Below are 15065 nucleotides of genomic sequence, written 5' to 3'. Positions count from 1 at the left end.
GTGCGGCCCGGGGGCGGGCCGCACGCCAGGCCGGGCCGCGACGCGGGTCAGAAGATGGACGACAGGACCTTCGTGGCCCCGGAGACGACGTCCTCGCCGACGTCGGCGATCTTGCCGACGACGGGCTTGATGAGCTTGCCGCCGAGTGCCTTGTCCGCGGCGCCGATCCACTTGGACTGGCCGAACGTGACCAGGCTCAGGCCGGTGCCGAGGGCGGACTCGAGGAACTCGCCGCTGGTGAAGCCGTGCTCGATGCCGGTGAACAGGGTGCCGAGGGCGCCGGCGCCCATCGAGACGGCGGAGAAGAAGCCCGCCGCCGCGGCCGCCGGGGGGAACACGAACGCGGCGAGGGCGCAGCCCGCGGCCAGGAACCCGGCGCCGACGCTGATCGCGTTGAACGCGTCCGCGTAGAACCCGGCGTCGTTCCACCACTCGTCGGAGTCCCCGCCGGTGCCGTTGGGGTTGATCTGGTCGTTGGTGTCCTTGTCGGCCGGGTCGATCCGGCCCTCCCGCTCGCGGCGGGCCTTCTCGGCGGCCGCCGCGGCCGCCGCCCTGACCTCGGCCTCGCGCTTGGTCGCGGCGATCTGCCGGGCCTCGGTGGCCGCCGCGGCCGCCGTCGCGGCGTCCTTGCCCGCGGCGATCGAGGAAGCGCGGGCCGCGGCGGCCGAGGCCTGGGCGCTGTAGGACGACCTGAGGGCGGAGCGGGCGGAGTCCATGGCCTTGTTCGCCGAGTAGTTCGCGGAGCGGGCGGCGCCGCGGGCGGTCGAGGCCGCCGCACTCGCCTTGCTCGCGGACGCCTTGGCGTCGGCCGCGGACTTGTCGGCGGCGTCCGCGTTCCGTCTGGCCTCGTCGGCGTAGTCGTCGGCCTTGGCGGCGGAGTCGAGCGCCTTGGCCGCCCACTGCTTGGCCTCGGCGGCGGCGTTGCGGGCGTCGGCGCCCGCCTTCGAGGCGAGGGCGGCGTTCTCCTGCGCCTTCTCGGCGATCTTCGCCGCGGCGGCGATGGCGCCGCGGATCGCGGCGACATGGGTGGCGGTGTCGTGGTCGAGCTGCGCCGTGCGGTACTGCACCAGGGAGACGAAGTTGCGGCGCATCCAGGTGGGCCCCTCCATGGCCACCTCCGCGTACGCCTTGGTGAAGGCGCCCCCGGTGTTCATCAGCGTGAGGGTGAGGACGGCGTCGTCCTCCGCGATCGCCTCGGGGTAGTCGTGGTCGAAGAAGTCCTGGAGCGCCTCGGTGGTGTTGAGGTCGAGCGCCTTGTTCGCGGCGGCGGTGACGGCCTTGCCGGGCTTCGAGCCCAGGATGCGGCCGATCGCCACCCGGTTGTCCTCGTCGGAGGCCTTCTTCATGCCGCTGGTGAGGAAGTCGCCGACCGCCTTGGACGAGGGGCTCTCCAGAGCGCCCAGGGCCGCTTCGGCGATCTTGGGGCCGGCGATCGTCGCCACGTGGAGCGTGGTCTCGCGGTCGTCCTGCCCCTGGGCCAGCGCCCGGTCGAGGTCGATCCAGGCGTACACGTCGTCGTCCGAGCCGGAGAGGGCGAACTGGGCCGCCTGCCGGGTCCAGGCGCCCCGGGAGTCGAGCAGGGCGACGGCCGCCTTGCGCCCCAGGACCGCCGCGGCCGGCATGTCCCCGGACGACAGCGCCTGCTCGGCCCTGGTGATCAGGTCCCTGGTCGCCTGGTCGATCTGCTGGGCCTGGGCGACCTTGTTCCGATAGGCGAGCAGCTCCTTCGTCTCGATCTCCGCGAGCTGCCTGACCTCCTCGATGGCCTGAAGCTTGTCCTGTTCGAGCGTCTGCGCCTCGGCGCTGCGCGCGTTCTGCTCCACCACGAGGGCGTCCGAGACGGCCTTGGTGGCCGTGTTCGCCGCCAGGACGGCCGCGGCCGCGGAGGCGGTGGAGCGGTTGGCGTAGTCGACGGCCTTGCCCGCGTACTTCACGGCCTCCTCGGCGGCGGCCGCCGCCTTGTCGGCGTGGTCCGCGGCCGAGTTGGCGGCGTCCCGGGCGGTGCGGGCGGCGGAGGCCGCGGCGTTGGCGAGGGCCTGCGCGGTGGAGGCGGCGTTGGTGGCCCTGTTCGCGGCGCTGGAGGCGATCGCCGCCTGGCGCTTGGCCTCCGCGGCCTCCGACTGCGCGGCTCCGGCGGCGGCGCCGGCCTGGGCGGCGGCGGTCGCGGCGGCCGCCGCGTTGCGTGCGGCGCCCGCGGCGGCGGATCCCGCGGAGGCGGCCTTGGATCCCGCGACGGCCGCCTGGTCGGCAGCCTTGGCGGCGGTGCGCGCCTTGGCGGCGGCGTTGCGGGCCGCCACCGCCGCGTTCTTGGCCGCCTCGGCCTTGCCGGCGTCCTTGGAGGCGCCGATCGCGGCGTTGTAGGCGCGGGCCGCGGCGCTGCCGGCGTTCGCGGCGGCCTGGGAGGCGCCGGTGGCGGCCCAGGAGGCGCGGCGGGAGGCCGTCACGGCGGCGTTCGAGGCGTTGATGGCGTTGCGGGCGGCGTCGGCCGCGCCCTTCGCGGCGGACGCCGCCTTGCGGGCGGCCGCACCGGACTTCTGCACGTCCTCCTTGGCGGCGGACGCCTCGGCGGCGGCCTTCTCGGCCGCCTCCTTCGCCTTGTCCGCGGCGGTCTGGGCGCGTGCCGAGGCCTCGACGGCCAGGTTCGTCTGGCGCTCGGCCCGCTTGCCCTCCCGTACGACGACGGCGACGAGCTCCTCGATCGTGGCCGACTCCTGGTCCCGGGCCCGGGCGATGTGCTGTCCGGTCTCGATGAACCACTCCACGTCGGACGCGGTGCCGCTGAGGGCGCGGTCGGCGTACTTGCGCACCTCCGGCCCGGCCTGCGTCAGCATGGCGGTGACCTGGACCCGGGCGTCCTCGAGGCGGGCGTCGTACTGGGTGTCGGTGAGGAAGGCGATCAGGTTCGCCTCGGTACCGGCGTTCAGGGCGGCGGTGGCCTCCCGCTGGACCGCCTTCTCGCCGGTGCCCGACACGATGGTGGTGGCCACCTGGAGGTCCTCGAGGACGGCCGGCTTGAAGCCGTCCTTCAGGAAGTCGGCGATGGCGGCGTCACCGCCGTCGAGGGCGGCGACCGCCGCACGGCGCAGGCCCTTGCCCGCGCGGTCCAGGCTGCTGACGATGGCGACGCGGTTGTCCTGCACCCTCTGGAGCGGCAGCGTTTCGTCGAGGAAGGCCCGGATCTCGCCGTCGGTGCCGCTGAGAGCCACGGCGGCCGCGGCCTTGACGCCTCTTCCGCCCGAGATCCAGGCCTTGACCGCTTTCGCCCGCTCGGTGTCCGGCAGCGGGACCGGGTCGGGCGGTGTGCCGTCCGCGGCGGCGGCGACCGGGGCGACGAGCAGCGAAGGCGTGGAGGCTGCGGCGGTGGTGGCGGCGAGCGCACCGAGCACGCGGCGTCGGCTCCAGAAAACTGTCTGCATGGGAGATTCGTCCTCGTGGGCTGTCGACGGGGCGTGCCGGGCCTCGAGGTGAGGGCGAATCCGACCTACCCGTGGGATGGAGTGCCACGCAGTGCGAAGTGGCTTATCGGCGGCGGTAATTGTAGTGCCGACCCCTGACAACTGCTCTGATAAAAAAGGCCAGTTAAAGCCATCAATATTTCAACGACCTTTGGACGTAACCTCTCTGATGGCACATCAGGGACGATCCGCATGTCCTCGGCATTCTTCCGGGCAACCTCTGTGACGTGTGACGGAGGTCACTGGATCGTCATGCGGAATGTCGCGTGATGCGTGGCTTTATTCCCTCGACCTTGCGACGCGCCTCGTGTTGGTATGGCAAAGCGGATGACGATCGCCGAGTCGGGGGAACCTCTCGCTTCGAGAGGCAAGGGGATTGCTTTACAAGGGAGTCGGGGCATTCCCTGCGGAGTGATGTCGATTTCGCATTCCCGCGTACCCGAATGCGCGCCCGGTGACGAACGTCCGGCCGTCAGCGACGAACTTGGGGATGCGATGAGGAAATACAGCGAAACGCCCGCGACACCGCAGCGCCGGCGGCTCGCGCGGCGCGCACTTGGCGTGGCCGCGGTCGGCGCCCTGGCCTGGATCACGGTGACGGCCGGGCTTCCCGGCCGGTCGTCGCAGGAGGCGAACCCCACCGAACTCGTCGTGGACGGCGCCCCCGGGTACGCGGTGGAGACCTTCGACTACCCGGGCGCGGACAAGATCCTGGCCGAGAAGAAGATCGTCCTCAAGCGCGGCGACGGGCACATCACCCTCGCCGACTGCGCGAGCGGCACCGGTCTTCTGGAGATCATGGCGCGCAACAGGGCGGACCGGATCTGCTTCAGGGTGGTGGGCAACTCCGGCTGGCTGACCATGGAGATCACCGCCGTGTACGCGATCAAGGGCAACGACTACACGACCGCCGTCGACATGACCGTGGGCGCCGAGGAGAAGTCGTTCGACGTCGCCAAGAACACCTGGACGGCGGTGGGCGAGACCGCGGACCCGGAGGGCCGCGAGCACCTGCTCGTCGAGATCAGGTCCTCCAAGTAGCCGCAGGCCGACACCCCGCATGCCCACCGCTGTGCGGACCGGCGCCCACCGGCCGCGCGGCCCTCGTGACTAGGAACCCACGTTGACGCACCTCTCCGGACGCCCCCGTCTCTCCGTGCTGGCCGCCGGCCTCGTCGCGGCTCCCTTCGTGCTGACCTCCGTCCCCGCCGGCGCGCTCGCCGGACCCGAGGCGCCCGCCCAGCTGAACTACGTCGCGAAGATCAACGTCGGTGAGCAGAGTGCCTGCACCGGCACGCTCGTCGACCCGCAGTGGGTCCTCACGGCCGCGACCTGCTTCGCCGCGGACGGCAAGCCCCCCGCGGGCAGACCCGCCGTCCCCACCACCGTCACCGTCGGCCGCGCCGACCTGACCCAGGCCGGCGCCACCGTCCTGTCGGCCGTACGGCTCGTCCCGCACGCCGACCGGGATCTGGTGCTCGTCAGGCTCGCGGCCAAGGTCACCGACCCCGCCGTCACGCCCGTCCGGCTCGCGACCACGCCCGCCGCCGCGGGGGAGGAGCTGGTGAGCGCCGGGTTCGGGCGCACCAGGACCGAGTGGGTGCCCGACCGGCTCCACACCGGCACGTTCACCGTCGCCTCCACGGCGGCCACGACGGTGGACCTCGACGGCTCCGCCACCGCGACCGTCTGCAAGGGCGACGCCGGCGGTCCCGCCCTGCGCACCGTCGACGGTGTCACCGAACTCGTCGCCGTCAACTCCCGCTCCTGGCAGGGCGGATGCCTCGGCATGGACCCGGCCGAGACGCGTACCGGCGCCGTCGACACCCGGGTCGACGACATCGGGGACTGGGTCGCGCACGCCCTCTCCCGCAACCCGGACGACGTCACCGGCGACGGCAAGGCCGACATCGCGGCCGTCAAGGACGACGGCATCCTGTGGGTCTATCCCGGCACCGGAAGGGCGACCGGCAGCACCTTCGGCACCCGCTTCCAGGTCGGCACCAGCTGGCAGAGCCAGGACGCCGTCACCATCGGCGACCTCAACAACGACGGCCTCGGCGACCTCCTGTCCCGCCAGGCGTCCGACGGCACGTTCTGGGTCTACCCCAACTCCGGGAAGACCGGCATGGAGGCCTTCGCCACCCGCTACCAGGTCGGCACGGGCTGGAAGAGCCAGGACGTCATGCGCACCGGCGACCTCAACGGCGACGGGCTCACCGACGTCCTGTCCCGTCAGGCCTCGGACGGCACGCTGTGGGTCTACCCGGGCACCGGCAAGCCCGGCATGGAGACGCTCGGCACTCGCTACCAGGTCGGCACGGGCTGGAAGAGCCAGGACGTCATCACCACCGGCGACCTCGACAACGACGGCCGCACCGACGTCCTGTCCCGCCAGGCCTCCGACGGCACGCTGTGGGTCTACCCCGGCACCGGCAAGCCCGGCATGAGCACCCTCGGCACCCGGTACCAGGTCGGCACGGGCTGGAAGAGCCAGGACGTCATCCGCACCGGCGACTTCAACGGCGACGGGCTCACCGACGTCCTGTCCCGCCAGGCCTCCGACGGCACGCTGTGGGTCTACCCCGGCACCGGAAAGTCCGGCATGGAGACGCTCGGCGCCCGCTACCAGGCCGGCAGCGGCTGGGGCCCGTACCGCGTGATCTGACGACCGACGCGGCCGACCGCCGCCCCGCCGTCGGGTCGCTCTTTCCGACGTGCACCGAGCCCGCCCCGGCCGATCGGGAGCGGGCCTCGGGCGTCGCGGCCGACGGTGGGCGTGGACCGGGGTCGCCCGCGCGGCGGTCTCGCGGTGTCAGTAACCGTTGCCGCCGCCCGGGCCGGTGGTCGAGGAGCTCGGGGCGGGGGCGGTGACCGGGGCGCCGTCGGGACCGAGGACGTACCAGGCGCCGCCGAACGCGGTGCTGCCCTGGCCTGCCGTGTCGCCGGGCTTGGCGTCCTCGGCGAAGCGGTAGAGGGGGTGGCCGTCGTAGGTGACCTGGGTGGTGTGGTCGTTGCGGGCGGTCGTGCCGACCAGGGCGGCGTTCAGGCCGTGGGCGCTCGGGTGGCCGGTGGTGGTGTCGGGCGGCCATGCCTGGGCGCAGCCGCCGTAGCAGTGCGAGGTGGCGCCGGTGTCGGCCTCGAACAGGTACAGGGTGCGGCCCGACCCATCGACGAGGATGCGGCCGAGGGACGTGGTGCGCGCCTGTAGCGTGCCCGATCCGCCGGTGGCGGGCGCCGAGCCGGCGGCCGGGGGCGACGAGCTGCCGGGGGTGGACGAGGAGCCGGAGGTGCCGGAGCTTCCGCATCCGGCGGCGAGGGCCGCGAGGACGGTCGCGGCCGCTGCGATGGTGGCGGCGCGGTGCATGGCGTTCTTCTTCCGCTGGACTGCTGGGCTGCTCGGTTCAGGGCTTCTTCCGGGCCTCCTTCCGTGGGCGCCGTCACGGGCGGACGGACCCGTAGGTGAATACGTCTGATATCGCCCTTTTGTTCAATCTTGCCGCTGTCGTACTTAGCCCGGCCGTGTGACGCGTCCGGTCGAAGTGCGGACGCGTTGCGCGCCGGTCCGTTCGCCTCCCGGCGCGGGGTGCTTTCGTCGGGGAGCCGGGTACGCGACGGCTCCCGGGCCCGTGCTGACGGGCCGGGCGACGTCCAGCCGTCCCGCGCGGTCGTCCGGCCGCCGAGGGCTGCCGTCCGCAAGGCAGAAGGAGAGTTCGTGGTGGCAGAGAACGCCGACAAGAACCGTGGGCCGCTGGCCGCGCAGCTCCTCAAGGGGCAGAAGGCGCTGGTGACGGGCGCCAACTCGGGCATCGGTCTGGCGACCGCGGTCGCGCTGGGCCGGGCCGGGGCGGACGTCGTGGTCAACTACGTCGCCGGCGCGAGCGAGGCCGAGGACGTCGTGAAGCAGATCGAGGGCTTCGGGGTCCGCGCCTACGCCCACGAGGCCGACGTGTCCGACGAGGACCAGGTGACCGCCATGGTCGCCCGGATGGTCGAGGAGTTCGGCACGATCGACGTCATGGTGGCCAACGCGGGCCTCCAGCGGGACGCGGCGCTCACGCAGATGACGCTCGCCCAGTGGCAGAAGGTCATCGACGTCAACCTCACCGGCCAGTTCCTGTGCGCGCGCGAGGCCGCCAAGGAGTTCCTGCGGCGCGGGGTGGTGGAGGAGGTCTCCCGGTCGGCCGGGAAGATCATCTGTATGAGCTCGGTCCACCAGATCGTCCCGTGGGCGGGGCACGTCAACTACGCCTCCTCCAAGGGCGGCGTGGGCATGCTGATGCAGACCCTCGCCCAGGAGCTGGCCCCGCAGCGGATCAGGGTCAACGCGGTCGCCCCCGGAGCCATCCGCACGCCGATCAACCGCGACGCCTGGTCCACCCCGGAGGCCGAGGCGGACCTGCTGCGCCTGATCCCGTACCGGCGGGTGGGCGACCCGGACGACATCGCCAACGCCGTCGTCGCGCTGGCCTCCGACCTGCTCGACTACGTCGTCGGCGCCACCTTGTACGTCGACGGCGGGATGACGCTCTTCCCCGGCTTCGCCACCGGGGGCTGATCCGCCGGCGCGCACGCGCGTCCGGTCCGCCGGACCGCGCTGCCGGCCTTGCGCCGCCACCCGCCGGGCGACGCCTCCCGGCGGGGGAGGTTCGCTCGGGCGGCGTCGCCCGTGCACCCGCTGTCGTACGCGCGTCGTCCGGTCGCGTCGCCGGTCGCCCCGACCGGGCGGGCGAGGCCGCGCCGTCCGGTGGGCGGCGGCAGCCGGGGCCGCGGACCGCGCCCGGCCGCCGCGGGACCCGGGCGGCGGCCCTCCCCCTCCTGTCCCTCCCCAGCCCCGCCGCTTCGCAGGGCAGACCATCGAGGCGCACATGCTCAGCACCGTCGCTCTGCTGGCGAACAGCACACCGGACCGGCTCCTGCCCGCGCGGGAGCTGATGGCCTTCACCCTGGCCTCCCACATCCTGCTGGTGCCCTTCGGCGTCGCCCTGCCGTTCATCACGCTGCTCATGCACCACCGGGCGCTGCGCCGCGACGACCCCGTCGCGCTCGCCCTCGCGCGGCGCTGGTCGGCGGTGATGGCCGTCCAGTTCGCCGTCGGCATCGTCACCGGCACCGTGCTGTCCTTCGAGTTCGGCCTGCTGTGGCCCGGCATGATGGGCCGCTGGGGAGACGTCTTCGGCCTCGGGTTCGGCGTCGAGGCGTGGGCGTTCTTCCTGGAGGCCGTCCTGATCGCGATCTACCTCTACGGCTGGCGCCGCCTCAAGCCCTGGACGCACTTCTGGCTCGCCGTGCCGCTGCCGGCGGCCGCCCTGATGGGGGCGTTCGGCATCATCGCGGCCAACTCCTGGATGAACACCCCGCAGGGGTTCGGCCTCGACGCCCAGGGCGACCCCGTCGACGTCGACGTACGGCAGGCGATCTTCACACCGATGTTCGGCCCCGAGTACTGGCACTTCGTCGTCGCGATGCTCCTCACCGCCGGATACGTGGTCGCCGGCGTGTACGCGACGGGCTGGCTGCGCGGGCGCCGCGACCGCTACCACCGGCTCGGCTTCACCCTGCCGTTCACGGTCGCCGCGATCCTGACCCCCGTCCAGTTCATGCTCGGCGACTCCGCCGCCCGCGCGGTCTTCCACAAACAGCCGGTCAAGTTCGCGGCCACCGAGATCGTCTGGAAGACCGGCACCCATGTGCCCGAGTACATGTTCGGGCGGCTGAACAGCGACGGCACGATCTCCGGCGGCATCAGGATCCCGCAACTGGACTCGATCCTCGCCGGGTTCTCGCCCAGCACGAAGGTGACGGGACTGACCTCGGTGCCCGCCTCCGACCGCCCCACCGTCCTCCAGGCCACCATCGCCCACTGGGCGTTCGACATCATGGTCACCATCGGCAGCCTGCTCATCCTCCTCGCGCTCTGGTACGCCTGGTCCTGGTGGCGGCGCCGGGACAACCCCGGCAGCCGCTGGTTCTACCGCTGCGCCGCGCTCGCCGGGGCCGCCTGTCTCGTCACGGTCGAGTGCGGGTGGATCACCACGGAGGTCGGCCGGCAGCCCTGGATCGTCTACCGCCGGATGCGGGTCTCGGAGGCGGTGACCTCGACCCACGCCGGATCCCTGTGGGCCATGCTCGGCATCGTCGTCGTGGTGTACGCGGCCGTCTTCGGCTCCTTCCTCGCCGTCATCCTGAAGATGCGCACCCGCTGGCGCATCGCCGACGCGGGCTCACCGGGCGGCGCCGACCTGCCGCCGGAGGCCGACACCCCCTACGGGCCCCGGAACGAGACCGGCCCACCGGCCGCCGGGACCGCCTCCGGCGGCCGGTCCGGCGGGACCTCCGGGGGCGCGTCATGACGGCCGACCTCGTCGCCTGGGTCATGGTCCTCGCGATCGCCGCCTACGCCTGCGCCGGCGGCACCGACTACGGCGCGGGATTCTGGGACCTCATGGCCGGCGGCACCGAGCGCGGCAGGGGGCCGCGCCGGCTGATCGACCGGGCCATGGCCCCGGTCTGGGAGGCCAACAACGTCTGGTTGATCTTCGTCCTGGTCGTCATGTGGACCGGATTCCCGACGCTGTTCCAGGCCGTGTTCTCCGCGATGTGGCTGCCCCTGGCGCTGGCGGCCGTCGGCCTGGTCCTGCGCGGCGCCGGGTTCGCCCTGCGCAAGCCCGCCCACCGACTGGCCCGGCGACGGGTCTACGGGGCGATGTTCGCCGTCTCCTCCCTGGTGACGCCGTTCTTCCTCGGGGCGGTGCTCGGCGGCGTCGCCTCCGGCCGGGTCCGGGTCGGCACGCCCGCCTCCGCGGACGCCTGGGCCAACCCGACCTCCGTCCTCACCGGGCTGCTGGCGATCGCCGCCACCGCGTTCCTCGGGGCGGTCTTCCTGTGCTCCGACGCCCGGCGGTTCGGCGAGCCCGGCCTCGCCGACTACTTCCGGCTGCGGGCGGTGATCGCCTTCGCCGCGGTCGTCGTCCTCGCGCTGATCGCCCTGCCCGTCACCCGCGACGACGCCCGCCATGTCTGGGACGGCCTCACCTCGGGCGCGGGCCTGCTGCTGATCGCCGTGGCCGCGGTCTGCGGCGCCGCCACGGTGGTGCTCGTGTGGCGACGGTCGTTCGGCTGGTCCCGGTACACGTCGGTGGCGAGCGTCGCCCTGACCGTCGGCGCGTGGGGCCTCGCGCAGCGCCCCTACGCGCTGCCGACCACGCTGACGGTGACCGAGGCGGCCGGGGCCGCCCCCACCATGCGCTGGCTGATGATCGTCACGGCCGTCGCGGTCGTGCTGGTGGGGCCGGCGCTGGTGCTGCTCTACCGGCTCGACACGATGGGCGAGCTGGAGGAGCTCACCGACGCCGACACCGGGGCCGCCCCGGCGCCCGGCGACGACGCCTAGACGGCCGCCCGCCCTGCCCCCGACCGCCCTGCCCCGGCCGGTCCGTGCGGACGGGCGGGCCCGGGGTCAGCGCAGCCGCTCGGCGATGTGGTCGCCCACCCGCAGGGCGTTCGCGATGGCGGTCAGCGACGGGTTCACCGCGCCGATGCTCGGGAAGAAGCTGGTGTCGACGACGTAGAGGTTGTCGACGTCGTGGGCCTTGCAGTGGACGTCCAGCGCCGAACTGCGGGGGTCGTCGCCGAACCGCACGGTGCCGGCCTGGTGCGCCGTGGCGCCGATGGGCATGCCCTTGTGCAGGTAGATGCTGTGATCCAGCAGATGGTGCTCGTGCATGCCCAACTGCCCGAGCATGCCCCGCAGTTTGTGCTGGAGGCGCTTGAGCCCGGCGATGTTGTTCTTCTCGTCGAGGGCGAGATGGACGCCGTCGTCGCGGTCCAGGGTGACCCGGTTCCCGGACAGCGGCAGGTCCTCCCCGCACAGCCAGAAGTCGACGGCGTGGTGCGCCAGGACCTCGAAGGGCATGTCGGGCATGACGGCGCCGGCCCAGCGCGGCGCCTCGCCGTGGATCTGGTCGGCGTCCGACTTGCCGAGCATCTGGACGCCGCCGAGCGGGTAGTCCCAGTCGTCCGCGCCCAGGTACCAGTCGTTCAGCGCGAGGGTCTTCTGGAACCGCGTGGGGTTCGGTTCCTTCGACACCGCCATCAGCGCCAGGTTGTTGTGCCGCATGTAGTGGCGTCCCACCACGTCCGAGCTGTTGGCGAGGCCGCCGGGATGCCGGTCGTCGGCCGAACGCAGCAGCAGAACTGCGGAGTTGACCGCGCCGGCGGCCAGCACCACGATGTCGGCGGCGAACTCCTCGGTCGTGCCGTCCCCGAGTTCGGCGACGACGCGGGTGACGGTGCGTCCGGTCGGATCGGTCCGCAGGCGCCGCACACGGGCGCCGGTCACCATCGTGACGTTGTCGTGCCGCAGCGCCGGGTCGACGCAGATCACCTGGGCGTCCGACTTCGCGCCGAGCGGGCAGGGAAAGCCGTCGACCCGGTCGCAGCGGATGCAGACGCTGTCGTGCGCGGCCCGGCCGTGCTCGTCCTGGGCCAGGTCGACGCCGATCGGCAGGTGGAAGGGATGCAGGCCGGCCTTGCCGAGATCGTCGCTGAGCTGCTGGATGCGCGGCTCGTGCTCGACCGGCGGGTAGGCGTACTGCGCGCCGGCGGGCCCCGCGGTGGGATCCTCGCCGTGCCGGCCGTGCACCAGGTAGAGGTGCTCGGCCTCGGTGTAGTACGGCTCCAGGTCCTCGTAGCGGATCGGCCACGCCGGGGACACGCCGTCGTGATGGCGCAGTGCGCCGAAGTCCTCGGGACGGAGCCGGAAGAGCGCGGCGCCGTAGAACTTGGTGTTGCCGCCGACGTAGTAGTTGACCTCGGGCGCGAACCGGTTGCCGTGCCGGTCGTACCAGAACTCCGGGGCCCGGTACTTGCCCTTGACGAAGACGGCGGTGGAGTCCCAGTTGTCGCGCTCCCGGGGCAGATAGCCGCCGCGCTCCAGGATCAGGACCCGTTTGCCGGTGGGGGCCAGCCGGTGGGCGAGTGTGCCGCCGCCCGCTCCCGAACCGATGACGATGACGTCGTAGTGCTGATCGTCGGCCATGACCGCCCCGTTCCACGAGTCGTCCGCCGTCCTGCGCACGGCACCCGCCCGGAGGGATGTTCCTGCCGGTCTCCAACGTAACGGCTGGGCGGGGCGGCGGCGACCGGGGCGCGGAGCGGACGTCCCGTCACCCGCTCTCCCGCAGGGCCCGCTCGGCCTCGTCGACGATGGTCCGGGCGTCGGCCGCCGCGTCGACGGTGAGGCCGCGCTCGTCGGGCCGCAGCGGTTCGAGGGCGGCGTACTGGGAGCCCACCAGCAGGGCCGGCATGAAGTGGCCCGCGCGGCCCGCGACCCGTCGGGCGGCCGTCTCCCCGTCGAGCGCCAGGTACAGGAACCAGGTGCGGGCGCCCGCCCGCCGGAACAGGTCCCGGTAGGCGTGCTTGAGGGCCGAGCAGGCCAGCACGGCGCCACGGCCGCCCTCGGTCGCCTCGCGGATCAGGGCGGCGACGGCCAGCAGCCACGGCCGGCGGTCCTCGTCGTCGAGCGGGTGGCCCGCGGCCATCTTGGCGCGGTTCGCGGCCGGGTGGACGTCGTCCGCCTCCACGAAGGGGACGCCGAGCCGCCGCGCGAGCAGCCGCCCCACGGTGGACTTGCCCGACCCCGCAACGCCCATGACCACCACGACCGGCGGCGACGGGCCGGTCGTGCTCGGGCGAACCTCCGGGTCGGGGATCACAGCACGGCGATCGGGTTGACCGGGGAGCCGGTGGCGTCCGGCAGCCTGAGCGGGGCGATCACGCAGAGGAACGACCACCGGCCCTCCGCCTCGCACGCCCCCGCGAGGTCCTCGAACTCCAGGTAGTCCAGCAGGTGGAGGCCCATGGCGTGGATCGCCAGGACGTGCACGGGGAAGTCGACGCCGTCGGTGGAACTGGGCGCCGTGTCGTTGTTCCCGTCCCCGCCGAGCACGGCGACCCGCCGGTCCGCGAGGAACTCCAGCGCCGTCGGATGGAGTCCGGCCCGACGGCTCGCCGTCTCCCACGCGCCCAGTGCGATGCGGCGCCTGCGGTGGCCCACCCGGACGAGGAGGAGGTCGCCCTCCCGCACGCGCACGCCCTGGGCGGTCTCGGCGGCGCTCAGGTCGTCGGCCGTCACGTGGTCGCCGGGTTCGAGCCAGGGCACGCCGCGCAGCCGCGGAACGTCCAGCAGCACCCCGCGCCCGACGATCCCGTCGCGGACGGCGTCCAGGGAGAGCGCGGTGGCGCCGCCCGCGGTGACACGGCTCGCGGGCACACCGCCGTGCAGCGTGCCGTCGTAGATGACATGGCACAGGGCGTCGAGATGGCTGTCGGCGTCGCCGTGCACGTTCATCGCGAAGCTGTCGCGCGCGAAGTGCAGTCCGTCGGGGACGTCTTCGCCCGGCCGGCCGCTCATCCGGTGCTTCGCGGGCGTCGGGTTGTCCGGGCCGGGCCGGGTCTCCACCGGCGCCGCGAGCGTCACCGTCCGGCCGGTCCGCACCTCCTGCGCGGCGGCCGCCACCCGGGCGGGAGTGAGCGCCTCCAGGGCGCCCCGGCCGCCCGAGGCCCAGCCGGAGCGCGCGAGGAGCCGTCGGTACAGCGCGTCGAAGTCGGCCCCGGTCAGCCGGGGCGGCGCGGCCGGCGACGCCGGGCGGGACCGGCCCGTCACGGCCCGGCCCCCGTCACCGCGCCGCCCCGGCCGGGCGCCGAGCGCCGGGCCGGACCGCCGGTCACGGGCCGGACGGGGGTCCGCTCGCGCGCGGAGAGCCGCGCCGGGCCGGCCGGGCCGTGTCCGGCGGGAGGCGGGCAGCGATCCATGGAAGCTCCGAGAGGTCGGAGAGGGGCCCCTGCGACCACTATCGGCCACGACGCCGGTCCCTGCGCGCCGGGCGCGATCCGGGCCACGGAGGCCGCGCGGGGGCGGAACGGCGTATCGGGCCGGTGGACGCGCGCGGGTGGTGCGCCCCCACGGCCGGCTGTTCCCGGCGGCCTCCGGAGGGGGCCCGCGGCGCGATGTACGGCGTCGGGGGAGCGGGGTGCGCGGCGGCGGGACGCGGGGCGGCGCACCGGGCTTGCCGACGCCCCGGGGTCGGGCCCCACACGCCGCCAGGTGTTCCCGGCGGAAGCCGGAGGGGCCGCCCGAGGCGCGATGCTCCGGCTTCGCGACGGCCGCCCGCGGCCCTGTGCCCAGCTCTCGCCCGTGAAGGGGAGGCGGAGCCCGGGTTCCGCGCGCCGTCGGTCCGACGGCCCCGGCGGGGCGCGCCGGCGATCGAGGTCCGGCGGGTCGCCCCCCGGACCGCGGCCGCCGCGGCCGGTGCGCCGGAGCTGCCCGGCGCGGATGCGGATGGCGTCGCCGTCGCGGACCCGGAGCGACGACGCGAGCACCGTGCCATGCCGTCGGCGCCTGCCGCTGGCCCCGGCGGGCGAAGCTGCCCGGCGATCCCGCCGGCGGTGACGTGTCGTGCTTGACCGGGACAGCGAGGGGCCGCACGCTCCGGACGGGAGGCCCGCGCCCGGCCGCCACCGCGCCGCCCCGAGACCGCGGACCGGGCGCCCCCTCGACCCGGCCGGGCGCGGCGCGGGTCGGCACGCCCCCGTTCGTTCCCCCCCACT

Annotated in this window: 10 protein-coding genes; 5 read left to right on the top strand and 5 right to left on the bottom strand. The window is 74.0% G+C overall.

Translation table 11 applies throughout. The annotated features are described in order from the left end of the window. Positions 1-47: 47 nt before the first annotated feature. Positions 48-3416 (bottom strand): ALF repeat-containing protein, encoded by a 3369-nt coding sequence (locus KMS84_RS06920; protein ID WP_256915179.1) that lies wholly within the window; start codon positions 3414-3416, stop codon positions 48-50. A 534-nt stretch (positions 3417-3950) separates the two neighbouring features. Between KMS84_RS06920 and KMS84_RS06915 the strand changes: the two genes are divergently transcribed. Together KMS84_RS06915 and KMS84_RS06910 are read left to right on the top strand one after the other, a co-directional pair. Further along, positions 3951-4496, top strand: coding sequence for a hypothetical protein (locus tag KMS84_RS06915; RefSeq protein WP_256915178.1), 546 nt, complete (start codon positions 3951-3953; stop codon positions 4494-4496). Between the two features lie 82 nt (positions 4497-4578). Beyond that, positions 4579-6123: an FG-GAP-like repeat-containing protein gene (locus tag KMS84_RS06910; RefSeq protein ID WP_256915177.1), complete on the top strand. Its 1545-nt coding sequence runs from the start codon at positions 4579-4581 to the stop codon at positions 6121-6123. 147 nt (positions 6124-6270) lie between these two features. Here the strand turns inward: KMS84_RS06910 and KMS84_RS06905 are convergent, their stop codons facing one another. Continuing rightward, positions 6271-6822 carry a COG4315 family predicted lipoprotein gene (locus tag KMS84_RS06905; protein ID WP_256915176.1) on the bottom strand — a complete coding sequence of 184 codons (552 nt, stop codon included), beginning with the start codon at positions 6820-6822 and terminating at the stop codon, positions 6271-6273. Between the two features lie 351 nt (positions 6823-7173). On the opposite strand from KMS84_RS06905, the gene KMS84_RS06900 reads away from it, so the two are divergent. The 3 genes from KMS84_RS06900 to KMS84_RS06890 all read left to right on the top strand — a co-directional run bounded on the left by KMS84_RS06900 (position 7174) and on the right by KMS84_RS06890 (position 10848). Next, complete coding sequence (locus tag KMS84_RS06900) at positions 7174-8013, top strand: SDR family oxidoreductase (RefSeq protein ID WP_256915293.1); 840 nt, start codon at positions 7174-7176, stop codon at positions 8011-8013. Between the two features lie 310 nt (positions 8014-8323). After that, the gene (locus KMS84_RS06895; RefSeq protein ID WP_256915175.1) at positions 8324-9808 is read left to right on the top strand and encodes a cytochrome ubiquinol oxidase subunit I; all 1485 of its coding nucleotides are present in this window, start codon (positions 8324-8326) and stop codon (positions 9806-9808) included. Beyond that, a complete protein-coding gene (locus tag KMS84_RS06890; protein WP_256915174.1) occupies positions 9805-10848 on the top strand; it encodes a cytochrome d ubiquinol oxidase subunit II in 1044 nt (347 codons plus the stop codon). Before KMS84_RS06895 ends, KMS84_RS06890 begins: the two co-directional genes overlap by 4 nt. Before the next feature lie 66 nt (positions 10849-10914). Here the strand turns inward: KMS84_RS06890 and KMS84_RS06885 are convergent, their stop codons facing one another. From KMS84_RS06885 to KMS84_RS06875, 3 genes are all read right to left on the bottom strand, one after another. Further along, positions 10915-12495 (bottom strand): GMC family oxidoreductase, encoded by a 1581-nt coding sequence (locus tag KMS84_RS06885; RefSeq protein WP_256915173.1) that lies wholly within the window; start codon positions 12493-12495, stop codon positions 10915-10917. 127 nt (positions 12496-12622) lie between these two features. Then, positions 12623-13108, bottom strand: a complete 486-nt coding sequence (locus tag KMS84_RS06880) for a gluconokinase (RefSeq protein WP_256915172.1) — start codon at positions 13106-13108, stop codon at positions 12623-12625. 59 nt (positions 13109-13167) lie between these two features. After that, positions 13168-14121: a cyclase family protein gene (locus tag KMS84_RS06875; protein WP_256915171.1), complete on the bottom strand. Its 954-nt coding sequence runs from the start codon at positions 14119-14121 to the stop codon at positions 13168-13170. Between the last annotated feature and the right edge of the window lie 944 nt (positions 14122-15065).

The organism is Streptomyces hilarionis (assembly GCF_024539675.1).
GTDB classification, from domain to species: Bacteria; Actinomycetota; Actinomycetes; order Streptomycetales; family Streptomycetaceae; genus Streptomyces; species Streptomyces hilarionis.
The sequence above is the reverse complement of the archived record's forward strand: the minus strand, read 5'-3'. Positions and strand labels throughout refer to the sequence as shown.

What these genes read in the sequence shown, in the direction of transcription:
- KMS84_RS06920 (WP_256915179.1), bottom strand. Translation starts at nt 3,416, where the DNA reads ATGCAGACAGTTTTCTGGAGCCGACGCCGCGTGCTCGGTGCGCTCGCC.
- KMS84_RS06915 (WP_256915178.1), top strand. Translation starts at nt 3,951, where the DNA reads ATGAGGAAATACAGCGAAACGCCCGCGACACCGCAGCGCCGGCGGCTC.
- KMS84_RS06905 (WP_256915176.1), bottom strand. Translation starts at nt 6,822, where the DNA reads ATGCACCGCGCCGCCACCATCGCAGCGGCCGCGACCGTCCTCGCGGCC.
- KMS84_RS06895 (WP_256915175.1), top strand. Translation starts at nt 8,324, where the DNA reads ATGCTCAGCACCGTCGCTCTGCTGGCGAACAGCACACCGGACCGGCTC.
- KMS84_RS06890 (WP_256915174.1), top strand. Translation starts at nt 9,805, where the DNA reads ATGACGGCCGACCTCGTCGCCTGGGTCATGGTCCTCGCGATCGCCGCC.
- KMS84_RS06885 (WP_256915173.1), bottom strand. Translation starts at nt 12,495, where the DNA reads ATGGCCGACGATCAGCACTACGACGTCATCGTCATCGGTTCGGGAGCG.
- KMS84_RS06880 (WP_256915172.1), bottom strand. Translation starts at nt 13,108, where the DNA reads ATGGGCGTTGCGGGGTCGGGCAAGTCCACCGTGGGGCGGCTGCTCGCG.